Below are 18,552 nucleotides of genomic sequence, written 5' to 3'. Positions count from 1 at the left end.
AGCCTAATCAAACCACATGCTCACAAAAGTTTATGGAAGTGCCGTCTTTGGAGTCGAGGCACAAACTATAACTGTTGAAGTAAATGCTGCAACAGGAATAGGATATCACCTAGTAGGTTTGCCTGACAAGGCTATAAGTGAAAGTAGTTTTAGAATCACAGCTGCTTTATCAAACGTTGGTTATAAAATGCCTGGTAAGAAGATGATAATCAATCTTTCACCAGCCGATTTACGTAAAGAAGGTAGTGCTTATGACCTACCCATTGCTCTAGGTATTCTCAATTCTAGTAAGCAAATAGATAGCGATCAACTGGGAAATTATATCATTATGGGTGAAGTATCACTCGATGGTCAACTACAACCCATTAAAGGAGCCTTACCAATAGCCATAAAAGCAAGACAGGAAGGATTTAAAGGTTTTATTCTACCCAAACAAAATGCCGCCGAAGCTGCTATAGTAGATAATCTAGATGTATACGGAGTTGATAACATATTGGATGTTATTCAATTTTTCAAAGGAGAAAAAGAATTAGAGCCTACGATTATAGATACTCGTGAAACTTTTTTTCAAGCTCTTGAACATCCAGAATTTGATTTTGCCGATGTAAAAGGTCAAGAAAGTATTAAACGCTGTATGGAAATTGCGGCAGCAGGTGGCCATAATATTATTCTCATTGGTCCACCAGGAGCAGGAAAAACGATGCTCGCCAAAAGGCTACCATCTATATTGCCACCTATGACTTTACATGAAGCTCTTGAAACGACTAAAATTCACAGTGTAGCTGGAAGAACAAGTAATCAAAATGGACTCATGGCACAACGACCGTTTAGGAGTCCACACCACACTATTTCAAATGTAGCGCTGGTAGGTGGTGGTAGCTATCCACAACCTGGTGAAATATCATTAAGTCACAACGGAATCCTATTTCTAGATGAGTTACCAGAATTTAAACGCGAAGTTCTAGAGGTGATGAGACAACCTCTTGAAGATCGTGAAGTTACCATTTCGAGAGCAAAGTTTACCGTTACCTATCCATCAAGTTTTATGCTTGTAGCAAGCATGAATCCTAGTCCTGGTGGCTACTTTAACGATCCAAATGCTCCAGTACAATCAAGCCCGGCAGAGATGCAGCGCTATTTAAGTAAAATTTCTGGTCCACTACTAGATCGTATTGATATTCATATTGAAGTGACTCCTGTTCCTTTTGAAAAACTTACTGAAGAAAGGCAAGCAGAAAAGTCAGCTGAGATAAGAAAACGAGTTACAGCCGCAAGAGATATTCAAACTGAACGCTTTCGCGAAAGCGAAAAAACCCACTATAACGCTCAAATGAATACTAAAGACATACGACAACATTGTGTTCTTGATGAGGCAAGTAAGGAACTACTTAAAAATGCTATGGAGCGTTTAAACTTGAGTGCTCGAGCTTATGACCGTATTCTTAAAGTTTCTCGAACTATTGCCGATCTCGAAGGAAGTAAATCTATAAACGGTACGCATATTGCCGAAGCTATCCAGTATAGAAGCCTAGATCGTGATGGATGGTTAGGGTAAAACCTTTGATTTTTACTGTAAGAGTATTTTGAATAAATGAATAATTGTTTAGTTTTGAAAGCATGGGGCAAAGCACAATTCTAGAATTACAAGGATTAAAAGAAAATTTTGGCGATGATAATGAAATTATCGTGTCCATATTAGATATGTTTTTACAAGAGGTACCTACCGATTATGATAATTTAAAGCAAGCCGTAGAAAATAAAAATTATGAAGCTGCTGGACTACTAGCTCATAAAGTTAAAAGTAGCTATCGTACATTGGATATGGAAACGGAAACATTCTTGCTACAAGAAATTGAGAATAAGGCTAAAAACAACGAAGACCTAGAAGATGTACACCAACTATTTGATCAATTTAATCAGAATTATCTAGAAGGATTAAATCAGGTCAAACTTACTCTAGATCATCACGCTAGTCTTTAATAAAATCTTTATAGTCCAAAAAGAAACGCTCTAACTTATCCATATTCTCATAGAAGAATTCATAGACCGCTGGCCAATCTGTCTGTTTCTGTATTTTTACTTTATCCAATTGTATATAAACTCTTGATATCTCCTTTCCAGATTCTAGGTAGTAATTTTCCTCAAATATGAGGTCGTGACTTACCTCATCTTTAAGTATGCTTTTAAGACTGAGGAGCTTGTCGTAATAATACGCTCGTAACAGTTCATCGTCATGCGTAATATCTATACTGACTAATGCTTTTTTATGCTCAAATGAAAATTTTAAAGCAAAGTCCTTAATCTTTGTATTGTACAACAACCATTTACGATCGTATCGTTTACCAAACATGGTCCAAAATTGTTGTCGTATTTGTTTAGCCTCTTCTCGCGAATACATATGGCAAAGGTACGTTTAAAGGTATTGAGTTAATTAAAAAAGCTGCTTAATAAACATCTAGTTTTATTAAACAGCTTTATGATTTGTGAGTAGTTCAAATACCTACTACTCTGCAGTATTTTTATTTTTTACATGCTTTTCTAACCATTGATCTTGTTCCCATAATACATGTAGAATAGATTCCTTGGCAACATAACCGTGACTTTCTTTAGGCAACATGACAAGCCTAGCTTGAGCTCCTAATCCTTTAAGTGCATTGAAATAACGCTCGCTTTGTAATGGATAAGTTCCACTATTATTATCAGCTTGTCCATGTATTAAAAGAATTGGTTCATCAACTTTTTCAGCATTCATGAAAGGTGACATCGTGTTGTAAATTTCGGGTGCTTCCCAGTAACTGCGTTCTTCACTTTGAAAACCAAATGGTGTCAAGGTCCTGTTATAGGCACCAGAGCGTGCTATTCCTGCAGCAAATAAATCAGAATGTGCCAGTAAGTTTGCAGTCATGAAGGCTCCATAACTATGACCACCGACTCCTACTCTATTACGATCGACATATCCTAACTTATCAACAGCATCTATTGCAGCTTTACCATTTGCTACTAATTGTTTGATAAAGGTATCATTAGGTTCCTCATCACCTTCTCCTACAATAGGAAATGCTGCATCGTCCAAAACGATATATCCTTTCATTACCCAATAAACAAAACTTCCATAATAAGGATAGGTAAATTCATTTGGGTTTTGAGTATTACGGCTAGCACTTGCTTTATCCTTGTATTCTCTAGGATAAGCCCAAACTAGCATAGGCAGTTTTTCTTTCTTTGATTTATCATAGCCTGGTGGTAAGTACATGGTTGCACTAAGCTCCAGACCATCATCGCGTTTATAGGTAATTACTTCTTTTTCCACATTTTGAAGACCTTCAAACGGGTTTTCAAAGTAAGTAAGCTGTGTTACATCATTTCCTTTTGTAATATCTCGCATATAGTAATTAGGGAAATCAGTCGCAGATTCAATACGTACTAGCACCTTACCGGCTTTCATATTGACCACATCAAGAAGACTTTCTTTTTTATCAGTATACTTTGACTGGTAAAGACGTTGTTTTTTACTACTGTTCAAATTAATCTTATCGATAAAAGGAAACTGCCCTTCTGGAGTGTATCCAGCTCCCATAAGGTAAGCTTGATTCTTATCTAAAAGTAGCACACTGCGATTGTATTGATTGCGAGTAGTTACAAACCTTCCAGGATCAGCATAAACGTCTTGATAATTTAAGTCAAATAATACCTGAGCATCTTGATTTTTATCACTCGGATTAAATTTATACACCTTACGATTACGGGTGTTCCACCATCGGTCATAGGCTATAGCAGTGTTCTTATCACCGTATTGAACACCTGCAAATCTATTAATGGTTTTCATCATCTCGCTAGCTGTTCCTTCTTTAAATGGCGCTTCCCAAGAGTAAAGGACATCCCTATGACTAACCTCAACAGCTGGATCACCACCATCAAGTGCCGTCACGTAATGAAGAGTATGTGGACGATCTGCACGCCAGCCCAAACTACGTTTACCTGTTCTTGTAGCCATAAAACCTTTAGGCATTTCTTCTATTAGAGGAACGTCATTCACCTTGGCAACCATGTTTCCATTCTTGGTGTAAACGTGACTTACTTGTGGAAACCTTCCATAAGTAACAATGTAGCTAAATGGTTTTTGAAGTTTTGTTACCATAACGTGTGATCCATCTGGTGAGAATGAAATACCACGATACATAGCATCTGGTAAAAAATCTTTTTGAGTTCCATCAAGATTCACTTGTACAATTTTACTCAAGGCCAATTGTTCAAAATTGTGTTCGTCGTTTGGGTTTTTAAGAAGGTCTTGATAAGTACGGTTTTGAGCTTTGGAACCATCACTAGTAGATATGGTAGGACCAGTAGGAACTTTTTCACTGGTATCAATTAAGGGTTTACGGTTGTTACCTAACATCTTTACGAGTAAGGATTTTCCATCTTTAAACCAGCTTATAGGATTACCCATATTCGCGTTTACTGTAGCATCAGTTATTTTACGAGCAGCAGCTTTTTTAATATCCAGTACCCATACTTCGGTCCCATTTTCAACAGTATTTGTCATTGCGATCATCGATTGATCAGGCGACCAGGCGATGTTTGCAAGTTTCGGTTTTGCTGGCAATCCAGTAACAGTCTTTGGTTCATTACCACCTACTTTTTGAACCATAACCTTATTATAAAAGGTAGTTCTACTTCCTATATTGGTTTTAGGGTTGATACGTAAACCTGCAAGTCGCATTTCCTTTTCAGATAAATCTTCAATGGATTTATAGGTATCACGATTAATAAGCACCATGTATTTTGCTTCATCATCCATAAGTACAGTAGGTGGACGATCATAATCCACCAATTTCATAATTTCCTCAGGTGGTTGCTGGTAAGTTAATTTTTCTTGTGAATACCCTTTAATTAAGGTTAATAGGGCAATCACACCTATCCAGATGTGTTTCATCGTAAGTATTTTTTAAAGTTAGTGGCCTAAAGATAGTACGTGACTTTTAAGGATTGTATCTTTTTAACGCATCGTTCACGTATTTGAAAAGGGCAGCTACTATTTGTTATATATCTTTGCAACATGCATGTAAATGATACTATAGTTGCTTTAGCCACACCATCTGGAACTGGTGCCATAGCAGTGGTACGTCTTTCTGGACCAGATTCACATTCAATAATACGCTCTATTTTTAAGCCCGCTTTCGCGAAAGCGGAATCCACAATAAATCCTGATCAATACGATCAAATTAAGGCTAACACCATCACTCTAGGTCATATTTACGATGGCGATAGAATGATTGATGAAGTACTACTATCTAAATTTGTAGCACCAAGATCTTATACTGGTGAACACGTAGTAGAAATTTCATGTCACGGATCTATATATATTCAACAAGAAATAATCAATGTGTGTTTAAAAAATGGCGCACGCATTGCCGAGGCTGGAGAGTTCACTCTACAAGCTTTTCTTAATGGAAAAATGGATCTTTCACAAGCAGAAGCTGTTGCAGACTTAATCTCTAGTGAAAGTGCTACTGCTCATCAAATTGCTATACAGCAAATGAGAGGTGGATTTTCCAATGAATTACAAGTCTTGCGTAAAAAACTGCTGAACTTTGCTAGCCTAATTGAACTAGAATTAGATTTTAGTGAAGAAGACGTAGCTTTTGCAAATAGAGACGAGTTAAAATCACTTTTACAAGAAAGCCAACTGAAATTACGTAAACTTATAGATTCTTTTGCTTTAGGAAATGTAATTAAAACCGGAATTCCTATTGCAATTGTAGGTGAACCTAATGTAGGTAAGTCTACCCTACTTAATGCTTTACTTAATGAGGAAAAAGCCATTGTAAGCGATATTGCAGGTACTACCAGAGATGCTATTGAAGATGAAATCAATATTGACGGAATCAGATTTAGACTAATCGACACTGCAGGAATTAGAGAAACTAAGGACAAAGTTGAAAGTATAGGAATTGAGCGTTCTTATTCAAAAGCAGAGCAATCAAAGCTTGTATTGTATTTGCTAGATGCTACTCAATTAAATACGCAACCACGCATATTACACTGTTTAATGCGTATTCACATCATGCGTGAAAAGTTTCCTGACAAACCCTTAATCGTAATCTTAAATAAACTAGATCAAATTACTGGTCTAGAGCACGCTGAAATAAGCAAGCAAATAAAATCGAAACAACCCGATGTTCATTTAATTAGTTTGAGTGCTCAATCAGGTTCTGGTGTTGATGATCTTAAGAAAGCACTGGTGGACAGTTTTAATAGTGGTGCGTTGTCCCAAGACAGCACCGTGGTAAGTAATGCACGCCATTATGATGCTTTACAACGAGCCTATGCTTCCTTACTTGAAGTGCAACAAGGTATGGTACAAGAAGTGAGCAGTGAGTTTCTAGCGATAGATATACGAGCGACTACCGAGGCTTTAGGCAGCATTACCGGTGAAATAACCAATGATGAACTATTAGGTAATATTTTTAGTCAGTTTTGTATCGGGAAATAACTTTTTTCTTAGAGGTTCTTTACACCCATATTTCACAGCCATTCATAAATAGTTTGTTTGACATCAAAGCGTACTAGATAAGAAGTTGCCCCAGACTTTATTTTGATTGAGAAAAAGCATCGATCCATTCATTCAATTTCTTTTTGAATACTATACTACCTGCATAGCCTACAGCTCCTGCCGATATACCTACTAGAGCATAAAATATTCCATAAGTATATTTGATACTTAACAGCATTGGTAGTCTAGTAAGAACCTCGGCAGTAAAGGCACAGTACAATCCTATAACCGACCAATACATCCATGATAGATGCATGATAATGGGCTGTTTAAATTTGGACTTAAAATAAAGAGGTAACATTCCTAGCAATAATGTTACAGTGCTTACTACTGCAAAAAAGTGTAACACCCCAAATCTTCCATGAACTCGATAAATCATAAAAGAAGTAATGCATACCATAATCATAGCAACTCCATAAATGCGACCAATTTGTTTATGTAAAACAGTTCCCTTTGTTTTAATTAAAATAATTGTTCCAGTAATAAGGGCTAGAATAGCGGCGATTGTGTGAAACCAACCTATAAAATCATGTGGCATGGCAGTAGTTTTATGGTAAATGTAAAAGTCAAGCAAAACAGGATCAAAAAAATAGTACCGAATTGTAATAATGAACGACTCAATTGTAAACACCTTATTTACTAGTGACTAAATTTTATTCTGATCTGGTAATGACAGAGTCAAATCACCCTAGTAGTAATGGTAATCAACAGTTTCATAAACTTGATTATTATGTGTTTTACTTCGCTTTCGCGAAAGCGAACTAACTTACCATAAACAAAAAAAAAGCCTGCGATGCAGGCTTTTAATTTAAGTTTTGAATGACTATTTATTGAGCATTATCACAGTTCATAATTTGTCCATAAGGCATTTGTCCATGAATAACACCACCAAATTGAGAACTACCGTATCCAGAACCTGTATAAGGTTGCTTGATTAGAAAACCTTGTAAGTAACAGTCGTTATTTTTATTTTTTTCAGTAAAAGCACCCTTAATCCAACGATACATAATGTGCCCTGTATATTTATTCCTTACGATATTCCAGTCGTTAGATTCAATATGGATTTTTAATAATTGTGCACCGTCTTTTTGAATGGTTTCTTTAACCTTTTTTGTAGCAAAACTTAGTAGATCGGCATTTGAATTCATACTTCCAGAACTAGGCATTTTAATACTACCCTGTTTTGCCATTTGAGCTTTTTTATAGTTTTCTTGTAAAGAGGCTTCAAATTCTTTGACGATATCTTTTGATTTCACCAGCCATTCTTGATGTAACTGTGGGTCACCAGCTCCTACGATATTTAATACAGTAATATCTTCTTGATTCATATAAGAAGGTACGTTAAAAGCATGACCACCAACATGAGATCCAGCATAGACTACAAATAAATCCTTATCAATCAGCATACCTCTTACTAGAACAGGTCTACTGGTTCCAAACTCCATAACCTGAGAGCGGTCTGGTCCTACTTTAGTAGTGAACATACCACTTACCATCTCATAACCTACTGTACCTTCTGGTGACATAGTTTCTAAATCGGGAGTTGTTAAAAATCGTAACCAAGCGTACTCTGGATCTTGATAGGGTAAAATATCTACGTTATCACCTTTATCAGTCATTTGACGTCGCAACATAACTCTATCTACTCCATAAGCACTAGTCCCTGAAGAATAAGCAAACGGATAGGATAAATACAGGAACTCATCACCTATTGCAGAAGAGCCTGTTTCTTGAACTGCGCTAGCTTGTTCTTTTTTCTTTTCTTGATATTTCTTATAATATAAATCTTGTTTGGCTTTATCGTTAGGATATTTTTTAGCTAATTCCTGCCTCACTTCTTCATCAGAGTATTCTTGTTGATTTGAGTTGCTTTTGACCAGTCCAGCAGCTTCTTGGTTTTGTTTGTTCTCTTTGGTGCTAGATTTAGGATCTATTTCCTTTTCAATCGCTGCTTTGGCTTTTTTCTTGAGAATTTTTCCAAATTGAGCTTGAGCAGTAAAAGAACTTACAACTGCTAAAGAAATAAACAGTATGTTTTTCATGAGAATTGGATTTAAGATTGTTAGGATTCAAAAGTCCCAATCTATGGTTGATTAATTGATTGGTTTTTTCTGTGCGCAGTTAGTTTTTTTCTAAATAGCTTTAAAATCAGTTTTAGGAAGTAACACACTTAAATATTCTGACTGTAAATTGGTTATCAATAATCGATTAACTTAAAAATAACCCAGTACAGTCTCGATTAAAAAACAAAAAATTACGGTAAACAAACAACTGAAAAATTTTAAGGAAGATTTTTAAGGTAAATTATTCTATACGAATACTTTTGCCCGTTATGAAGCAAAAAATTACAGCCATTTTATTAATGTTGTCAACTTATCTAGTTACAGCACAGGTAGGGATAAATACCAATTTGCCCCAAACGACTTTGGACGTACGAGCAACGAATCATATGGGTGCAAATACTGCAACCGACGGCGTTTTAGTTCCTCGTGTGACAACTCTTTCCACAGACGGTGTTGAAAATGGACAATTAATCTTTCTGGATAGTGACTGGACTGACGATCTGGGAACTACTTCTACAAGCGATGATATCGACTACACCGCTGGATTTTATTTTTGGAGTACAGCAACAGGTTTATGGACACCCATTAATACTAATATTGAACCGTGGAACGAAGCTAACACTGCTAATCCTGCCACTCAAAACACTCAAAACATCTACACTATGGGACAAGTAGGAATAGGAACTACAAACCCATTAGGCGCATTACATATTACTACTGAGAACTCTAGAGATGTGCTATTTCTGCGATTCATCGATTCACCGGATGATGACCTTGATATCGACCTTTTAAGATCCAGAGGTACCCTAGCTTCTCCAGCAATACTAACGGATGACACACGTATTGGCGGATTACGTGGGCAATCTTTAACTAATCCCACTTCATATACGTTTAGACCAGCTGCTGAGGTTTATTTTAAGAGTGATGGTGTTTCAAGCACATCAAGTAGCGCAGGTAAAATAGTGCTTGCCACCACACCAACAGGCTCATTAAGTACGGTAGACCGTGTTATCATACGTGAAGATGGCGATGTAGGGATTAACCAGCCCAACCCTGATGCAAAACTAGACGTTAATGGTACAGTAAAAATCACCGATGGTACACAAGGTCCTGAAAGTGTGCTTACTGGTGATAATCAAGGAAACGCAAGTTGGGATAGACGTGCCATCACAAAACACACTCACACGTATATGCCTGGAACCACAACAGACAAGTTAGTTGACATTGAATGGATAGAAATAGAAAATAATGGAACTAATGGTGAACTTACCATTAGAAACACCAGTACGTTTACTTTACGTTATGCTTGGCATAGTAATTTTATGAGCAACACTGGATCGGGAAATCTCAGTGCCGGAAGTACTACAACCATTGCAATTGGAACATCAAATGATGTGGAAATAAGAGCTACTAGATACTCTAGCAATGAAGAGAATAGCTTAATTTTTCAGGGAACGATAATCAGTGGAAACGTCAAAGGATTTGCAACTTTTGATCAGTATTAAATCATAAAAAAAGCCACCATTCGGTGGCTACTTATTGTTACTAATTTGTTGTAAGAACGTCCTGTTCTTGTAACAAGGCTCAAGATTACTTCTTGCCTGCCTTGCGAGAAGTTTTAGCTTGTGGTTTGCTAGCTGCAGGAGCTTGTTTACCAAAGTTTTTAGCTTCTTTCTTAGGTTTGTTTGCCATGGTATTATGACTTTAATTATGATGTAAATGTGCATCTGTTTTCATCGTCACACATTATTTTTTTAGTTAAATTTTTACCCGTTTTTAGTTAAAATAAATCTATTACCTATTGACACCTAGTTGATAGTTTCACTTTGACATTTTTCTATTATAACAATTCTTTTCGTGTTGTTTTTAATTTGACAAACATTATCACCTAATTTAAACACTTGCTTAATAAATCCTTATAAGTTTCAAGTAATCAGAATGTTCTTTTATCTATTATAAACATCGTTTTATATGATGTCTATTGTGAAGGTTATTAAATAGTAATTACTTTATAAACAATTCATCCTTAAATAGGTTGAAGTTTATATTACAACGCCTACCAATGATAAATTATAGTTACAAGATCATCTTTATGATTGTGTGTCTATTCGCGACACCTTGGTCCCCAGCAGCGCAAGAAAAAGAAGAAGATAATTCTAAAGTCAAATTAACTGGTAATATAGGTTTTTTCTATGACTATTATAATTTTTCACAAAATAATTATAACTCTTTCAGACCACGTTATCCAGAACACTTATGGAGAATTAATGCACAAATGAATATTCATTTAGGAAAACATTTTAGTATGCCATTAAGTGTTAATGCCACAAACCAAGATGTATTGTACACATTACCGAGTGTACCAGAGGAAAGTGCCCTAGATTACTTACAAAATCCAGCAAATAATATTAGCATTAATCCTAAATACAAATGGGCGCAAGTTTTTCTGGGAACACAAACACCTTTTTATTCAAAATTGAGTACTGGTGACATACCCATATTTGGTGTTGGAATAGAGTTAAATCCAGGAAAATTTTTATTCTCTGCCACAACTGGAAAATCTCAAAGAGCTATTGAACCTAATGTAGCCTTAAATATTCCTGGTGCTTATGAACAAAATATAATCGCAACACGCATAGGAATAGGTACAATTGAGGGGTCTAAATTTACGCTTAATGCAATTAGAATTAAGGATGACGTTACCTCCGTTTCTACACAGCCTATAGGACTACAACCTATAGAAGGTATCACATTCTCGCCTTATGCCGAGTTCAAGGTATTTAAAAAAATACAAATAAGTACAGAAACCGCAGCATCTGTATTTACTAGTGACGTTTTAAACACTGGAACCCTAGAAGAAGATTTTGTAAACTCAGTTAAGGATATTATTAATATCAACGCTAGTTCTACTGCAGATTTTGCTCACAATTCTCGTATAGATTGGAAAGGTGAAATATTTCAGATAGGTGGAGAACTTCAGTACATAGGTCCAGGATTCTTGCCAGTAGGATATAGATTTATAGAACGTGATATCTTAGACTATAAATTAAATACTGCTTTAAAAATACTTAAAAACAAACTCAATCTAACAGGTAGCTTTGGGATACGTACTAACAATTTAAGTGATACAAAGTTATCCACTGCAAGAAGAGTTATTACTAACGCCAATGCTTTTGCACAAATCAATGATGCATTTAGTCTTAATATAAATTTCAGCAATTTTGGTTTTAACAATGATACAAATTTGTTAAATCAACGCATTGAATTGGTCAACAATTCTCTTACCATTACACCTTCTTACACAATTAAAACCGAAAAATACTTACACCTTATAAATGCAAATGCATCCTACAATAGTTTTGAGCAATTTGATGTGATTAATAACGCTTTCGCGAAAGCTGAAAACACCACCTACTCTCTTAACTACAATCTAACATTTTTACAATTACCACTTAATCTAGGATTACAAGGCGTTTATCTAGAAAACGAACTACCTACAGGTGATTTTAATATGCTTAATTATGGTTTAATAGCTAGTTACAAATTACTAAACAAAAAACTAACGCCTTCCTTAGGTTTCAATATCGCCCATATTGATAAGCCAGGTTTCACAACAGATTATCGGACTGATCTCAATCTAAGAATAGGTTACAAAATCAGCAAAAAACTACAATGCAGAGTCCAGTATAGATATACGAATTTAACTTATGGTAGCTCTAGACAAGAAGCCATATTAAATCAAAATAGAGTCCAATTCTCCATCAATCAACGCTTTTAAATCAGGATTATGAAAAATTTTGTATTTACACTCCTAATTATTTTAAGTTGTAATTGTGCTCAAGCACAATTACAAGCTACCCTTAATGTAGACTCTAATCCAACTCCAGAATTAAGTGAATGGGTAAATCGAAATAATCTTGCTATCCTAACGGTTACCAATTCTAATCCAGGTGTTATCCTTGAATACCAAATTAAAGCCAGCTTACTTCTAGATGGCGATGTGAAGGTTACTACAGATAATACAGTTCCCTTCATTACTTCAGATTTAGGAACGGAAACGTTTTTAGCAGATGAGATCATTCCATATACAGCAGTTCAATTCATAGACAGTCGTTTTAGAGATCGCCTTTCACGCACAGGAATGTTACCACCAGGAGCTTATAGTTTTTGTATAGAACTATTGGGAAGAGATGGTAGACCATTGACGAGACCAGAACAAATATGTCGCCCGATGATCATTACAGATTATCAAATGCCGGAACTTTTAAATCCGGTGGATAACAAGTTTATTGATCCTTTATTAATCAGTAGTTTGATGTTTCAATGGACGCCTTTAGTGCCGGTACCAGATGCGATGACAGGATCAAGCTATATCATCGCAGTAAGTGAAGTACAACCAGGGCAAACGCCTAGTCAAGCCTTTACCGTAAACTATCCGATTATAGAAGAAGAAATCACCGTAGGAACACAATATGTGTGGCCTATTGACTTACCAGCACCTGAGGAAGATAGGCAGTACGTATGGGGTATTAAACCTATGACCAGTGAGGGCAACACCTACCGTGCACAGAATAACGGCTTTGTAGATATAGGAGTTTTTACAGTAGGTGGCACAAATAAAAGTAGTGTAGATGATGAAGGTCCTGTTAGTGACCGTTCTTTTGATAATAATAAAGATAATCCAGATAATGATACATCTGGACTAGATGAAGGCGGTAATGATAATACTAGTCCAAAAGAACCTAGTGACATAATTCCTAGCTCATTGGATTGTGAAAATGTAGATATACAAGAGCTTGAAAATATATTTACCTATCAAGCAATGTTTCCGGAAAATCCAGAAACTGTGGTGCTTTTAGGATTAGATGCCATGCGATTAACCTATATGTCTCAAATATTAGGCACCATAGACACAGAAAATTATGTAGTAACGACAGGAATTAATTGGGGTGATGTAATGTCAAACGATCTTTCATTTCAACAATCAAACACAGCAGATCATGATTATGTGGGCCATGCGATGAATAGTAATTATAGCAAACCTGAAGAAATCTGTATTACTCTTATTTTAAGACACAAATTAAACTCACAATTGACTTGTTCTATAATTGTGTGTAAAGATATTCCGGAAGAACACAAAACTGCTATTTCAAATGCGATTAATCAAGCAGCCTATGAATTAGATCAAGCATTATCTGAGTGTAAATGTTTGGATAAATCTAGTGTGGTCATACCAGACTTAACCATTGAATACGCAGTAAACGATGATGGCGATCAACATACACTGACCATTCCTGATAGCGCTGTAGCCTTACAGTCTATCGTGGACTGTATGACCACACAAGAATTGTTTGATGGTATGGAAAACATGGATGGTCATCCTGAATACAATTATCAGTCACAGTTCTTCACAAGCACCGTCACTCATGACTGGCATCTTCCTGATGCTATGGCAGATCCTAGTAATTCACATACATATACAGTTTTATCTGATGATGATGAACCTATGCCTCAATTCATAAATGTTACTTTTCACATCGTAAATACTAATGCAGATATAGATTGCTATTTTGTTCAGGAAGTTCCAGTTCCTCATGACGCCTATGACGCCATCAATGGTGTTGAAGAATGTGAGTGTGATGAGGAAATGGTAGAACCAGAACTAACGCTGCTTCAAGCTGATGCTGCAATGGATCCAAGAGAATTATTAGTAGGTGGCGTGATTCCCTACCGTAATTATTTATTAAACTGTAATTCTAACTATTCATTAAGTACACATGCTATAGATGTGACTATTAACTGGCAACCTGATGAAGATGGTGAGTCCATCGTAAATTCTGGTCCATTTACACATACTTATGATGGTATTGATGACCTCATCCCAGATGAAATATGTGTTACTTTTTCTATCACACCATTATTTCCGTCTAGTGAGGGACAGGCCTGTACAACGGTTAAATGTTTACCAGTTCCCGATGCATGGCAGGATTTAAATATTGAAGCTGGAACAGGTGAATTAGCCGTAGGAGATGAAATTTATTCTGGTACTAAAGTAGATGGTTTAGGAGAATTTGTGAGCACGGTTACTAGTCTAAGTGGTGATCCTGGTGGACCCTATACAGGTACTGCAACCACTTATGTAGACTGGTTAAAATCAGATATTCATACCGAATTTACTGATATCACCATTGATAGTTTGAGTAATCTAGTAACTGGAATGATCACTGGTCAAGTGCACGATACGGCTCCTGTCTATCCGTTAGCTTGGGTAATAGGAATGGCTGGCGGAATCAACATGACACATCCACAAACAGAAAATATCTTTGATTTCATAAATGCAAATTCTGATCAAGAAATTGATTACGATCCTGCATCTGGAGCAGTGATGCCCGTAAAAATGCCGCTAGGAGTCAACTTTGATAGTGGCGATCAACTAGCAATTACTGAAATGGCCTTTAGAGCCGATGAATCAGAATTTAATTTAGTCGCTGCCAAAGCCACTCCAGAAGAATGGGGTCCTACCCAGCGTGTCGGTTTTCTCGCTAAAAATATCAAACATCATCCTGCAGAACCAGTTTGGCCACCAGAACGATTAGAACTGCTAGAAGACATAGAAATAGGAAATGTCAATGGTAAAATAACTTTTGAATTTAAAGCACCTACAGATGATAATCCAGGTTGTTATATTGAATGGGGTTCATTAGGTGTTACCAATTATGGAATTGAGTTAGACGTTCATTTTACACGTGAATGGTTAATTCCTGTAGTAGATGACGATGGTGTGAATCGTTCAAGTGCAAATCTGGTGGCATCTGGAGCAAATTGGGACGGAATGGTACTTACAGGTCAACTAGAAGAATCTGTAATTGCAAGCACAGTTCCCGATGCTACTTCTGGAGCACCATCTGATACTGGAGCCCACGATTTTATCATTCTTGTCGATGACATATCTTATGATTGGTCTGATACAATGAATGCTCCTGCAATGGCATTCCCACCTATTTATACTGGTGAAACCACTAACTTATTCCATGGCTTCCATATGGAGGAATTAACGGTTAAATTCTCACCTAATAAAATGAATACGCCTACTGGTGATCCTATCGAGGTGAGTATTAATGATATGATTATTGATGATACCGGAATTACTCTTGAAGCAGAAGTAGAGAATCTAGTCGCTTTCGGCGGTGCGGAAGTTGCTGACATGGTAGCTAGTGTTGACCGAGTGTATTTAGAAATTTTATCTAGTAATTTTGTAGAAGCTGGAGTTGAAGGTCGCATTGCCATACCTGTGAATGAAGGAAATGGATTAGATAATTCTTTAGCCTACACTGCCTTATTTAATAATCCGCTGGATCCAGCATTGAATAACAATTTCCAATTAGTATTAGAACCAGATCAGCCTATCCAGAACGATCTATTTGGTGGTGGTGAATTTACCTTAGATAACACTTCAAATCTTACCGGTTACTTTGACAAGGATAAAAAGACATTTACATTAGACTTAAATGGAGATTTTGCTTGGGAAGATGCTACTGTAGGACCTATTGATCAAATCAATATGGAATTAGGTTTTGAAGGGTTAGGTTTTGATTATGACAGTAGTTTAGCTACCAATAAATTAACTTTTGATGAAGGAAATTGGGCTTTTGCTAGTCCTCAAAAAAAGGTTGCCAACTTTCCTGTAACTATTGAAGAAATTGGTTTCTCACAAGTGCCTACCACAGGTGATGAATTGATGCGAGGTAAACTCAAGTTTGATTTAGTGTTTAATCTATCCGATAAAATTGGTGGGCGATCTACTCTAGGTATCGAAGGAGCTATTGAAGATACCAAATCCAGTGGTGGAAAGACCTTTGACCCAGAATTAAAAGGAGTGGTTATAGATTCCATTAGTGTTTCAGCTGATCTTGCTGCTGTAAAAATTGACGGATTTATCGGATTTAGAAATAACGATCCTATTTATGGAAATGGTTTCATAGGTACTCTAGACGCAGAATTTAAAGCTGGCGGAATCAAAATAGGTGCGTTGGCAGAATTTGGTAATACCACGTATAATCATACCAATGCTTACAGATATTGGCGTGTTGAGGCAGATGCTACATTCCCAGCACCTGGAATCACCTTCTTACCAGGCATGGCATTTAGAGGTTTTGGCGGTGGTGCTTTCAGGAATATGATTGCAACGCCATCTGGCAGTAGTTTTAACTTTACACCAGATTATGATGAATTAGGTTTTAGAGCAAGTGCAATTCTTGCTACAACACCTAAAGAAGAAACTTTTAATGCAGATGTAGGACTATTGGCAGCTTTCTCTGGAAGCGGTGGAATGACCAATATTGCATTTACTGGAGATTTCTTTGTAGGAGCATCTATTGCAGACCGTTCCAAGGCTAAAATAGATGGAGATGTAGGTGTGAGTTACAATTTCCCAGATAAGAAATTTGTTATGAGCGCAAATGTTAATGTCAATGCTCCACCTATAACAACTCCAGCACCAGCAAGTCTAATCCTAGATATTGACGGAAAAACCAATGAATGGTTTTTCAAATTTGGTGAGCCTAACAACTTAAATACAGTAAACGTTTTTGGGATATCTTTATATGAATACCTGATGTTTGGAAATACCATACCTTATCCTGGTGGCTTCACTAACACCTTTAAAAATGGCTATTATAGTGCAGTAGGAAATTATCCAAGTGCAGGAACGACAGCAACCGGTGGAGTAGATAGCAACACCGAACAAGGAAAAGGATTTGCCATGGGAATAGGGTTTACATTTGATGAAGATGGTGAGTACAATATCACGGAATTTAATAATGGTAATAAAAAACATGTTTTGAATTGGGATCTTGCTGCAGGAGCAGAGTTGCACCTATCTTATATGCAATATGTAGGCAACTGTAGTGGATACACACCTTTAGGTATTAATGGTTATCGTGCCAAAGGTGGATTAGGTATGTACGGTACTGCTGCTGCAGGAGTAACTAGATACAGAAGTAATGGTAGTGTTAAATGGAACATCAATCTTGCCAGTATTAAAGCAGGTGCATGGATTACAGGAGAATTCCCTAAACCAGTTTATGCTGCTGGTGCTGTAGAAGGAGAAGTAGGATTATTTGACGATTTATTATCATTCAGCTTTTATCAATCCTTTGAATATGGAATCTCATGTAGTAACGGTGGTGCTAGTACTGGTCCAGCAGTGACTCAAGGAGATGCCGCCGCAGATCAACAGAATGCTTTAATAACATATGTTAAAGCAAGTCCATCATTTGAGTTCCCGATAGAACAACCCTTAATCGCCAAATTCGGTTTAACACCAGATGCTGTTTTTGACGTAAGTGAGCAACAAGGTAACGGAACGGTAGAAATGCGCACCTTTAAAATGGAAACCACTACCCTATTAGAAATTAAAAATGAAACCACAGGAGCATGGGAAACAGTAGGCATCACTGCTAGCCAAAATAATATGAGTGAGTACCTGTATGTAAAAACAGCTCCTATAGGATCGGCTGTTGCAGCTCCATCTGCTTTTGCACCAGCGCCATCTGGACCAGGTTTAGGTGGATTAGTAGTGGCAGCACCAGCATCCAGCTATGCTTCTTCACCTGCTTTAGGAACATCTGGAAGTTCATCACCTAGTTCAGGTATGGCTATGGCAGCTCCTAGTGCGTTTGTTTCCTATCCGCCGCCAGCACCTAGTAGCGACTACGATGAATTACCACCAGATCCTGAGCCTGTAGTGAATAGTCTCGAAGACGATCGTGACTACCGATTTACAGTAACGGCAACACTTAAAGAATACGATGGGTCATCCTGGACTACCGCCCTTAAGAATAACGGATCTCCAGTTACTCAAACTATTGTAAAAATCTTTAGTACTGGTCCTATGACTGGTCTTTCTGCAGGTGCAGCAACTTTTTAAAACTAGCG

10 protein-coding genes are annotated in these 18,552 nt (G+C 36.9%); 6 read left to right on the top strand and 4 right to left on the bottom strand.

What is annotated here, in order from left to right:
• Positions 1-16 precede the first annotated feature (16 nt).
• Positions 17-1,555 carry a YifB family Mg chelatase-like AAA ATPase gene (locus tag BST91_RS03735; protein WP_085774507.1) on the top strand — a complete coding sequence of 513 codons (1,539 nt, stop codon included), beginning with the start codon at positions 17-19 and terminating at the stop codon, positions 1,553-1,555.
• A 62-nt stretch (positions 1,556-1,617) separates the two neighbouring features.
• Entirely contained in the window at positions 1,618-1,980 is a 363-nt protein-coding gene (locus tag BST91_RS03730; protein WP_085774506.1) for an Hpt domain-containing protein, read from the top strand.
• Here BST91_RS03730 and BST91_RS03725 read toward each other — a convergent pair.
• Both BST91_RS03725 and BST91_RS03720 read right to left on the bottom strand, forming a co-directional pair.
• Entirely contained in the window at positions 1,970-2,398 is a 429-nt protein-coding gene (locus BST91_RS03725) for a DUF4268 domain-containing protein (RefSeq protein ID WP_085774505.1), read from the bottom strand. The two genes, BST91_RS03730 and BST91_RS03725, sit on opposite strands and share 11 nt — an antisense overlap.
• Positions 2,399-2,503: 105 nt before the next feature.
• On the bottom strand, positions 2,504-4,933 hold the full coding sequence (locus BST91_RS03720; protein WP_085774504.1) for a S9 family peptidase: 2,430 nt from the start codon (positions 4,931-4,933) through the stop codon (positions 2,504-2,506).
• 123 nt (positions 4,934-5,056) lie between these two features.
• Here BST91_RS03720 and mnmE point away from each other — a divergent pair, with 123 nt between their 5' ends.
• A complete protein-coding gene (mnmE, locus tag BST91_RS03715) occupies positions 5,057-6,493 on the top strand; it encodes a tRNA uridine-5-carboxymethylaminomethyl(34) synthesis GTPase MnmE (protein ID WP_085774503.1) in 1,437 nt (478 codons plus the stop codon).
• Positions 6,494-6,590: 97 nt separating this feature from the next.
• Here mnmE and BST91_RS03710 read toward each other — a convergent pair whose 3' ends face one another.
• Positions 6,591-7,091 (bottom strand): DUF2306 domain-containing protein, encoded by a 501-nt coding sequence (locus BST91_RS03710; RefSeq protein ID WP_085774502.1) that lies wholly within the window; start codon positions 7,089-7,091, stop codon positions 6,591-6,593.
• Between the two features lie 289 nt (positions 7,092-7,380).
• Positions 7,381-8,595: a hypothetical protein gene (locus BST91_RS03705; protein ID WP_085774501.1), complete on the bottom strand. Its 1,215-nt coding sequence runs from the start codon at positions 8,593-8,595 to the stop codon at positions 7,381-7,383.
• Positions 8,596-8,885: 290 nt separating this feature from the next.
• Here BST91_RS03705 and BST91_RS03700 point away from each other — a divergent pair, with 290 nt between their 5' ends.
• The 3 genes from BST91_RS03700 to BST91_RS03690 all read left to right on the top strand — a co-directional run bounded on the left by BST91_RS03700 (position 8,886) and on the right by BST91_RS03690 (position 18,544).
• Positions 8,886-10,121, top strand: coding sequence for a hypothetical protein (locus tag BST91_RS03700; RefSeq protein ID WP_085774500.1), 1,236 nt, complete (start codon positions 8,886-8,888; stop codon positions 10,119-10,121).
• A 587-nt stretch (positions 10,122-10,708) separates the two neighbouring features.
• Positions 10,709-12,394: a TonB-dependent receptor gene (locus BST91_RS03695; protein WP_157546883.1), complete on the top strand. Its 1,686-nt coding sequence runs from the start codon at positions 10,709-10,711 to the stop codon at positions 12,392-12,394.
• A 9-nt stretch (positions 12,395-12,403) separates the two neighbouring features.
• Positions 12,404-18,544: a hypothetical protein gene (locus tag BST91_RS03690; protein ID WP_085774498.1), complete on the top strand. Its 6,141-nt coding sequence runs from the start codon at positions 12,404-12,406 to the stop codon at positions 18,542-18,544.
• The last annotated feature ends 8 nt before the right edge of the window (positions 18,545-18,552 follow it).

Source organism: Nonlabens tegetincola (genome assembly GCF_002117085.1).
Lineage (GTDB): Bacteria > Bacteroidota > Bacteroidia > Flavobacteriales > Flavobacteriaceae > Nonlabens > Nonlabens tegetincola.
The sequence above is the reverse complement of the archived record's forward strand: the minus strand, read 5'-3'. Positions and strand labels throughout refer to the sequence as shown.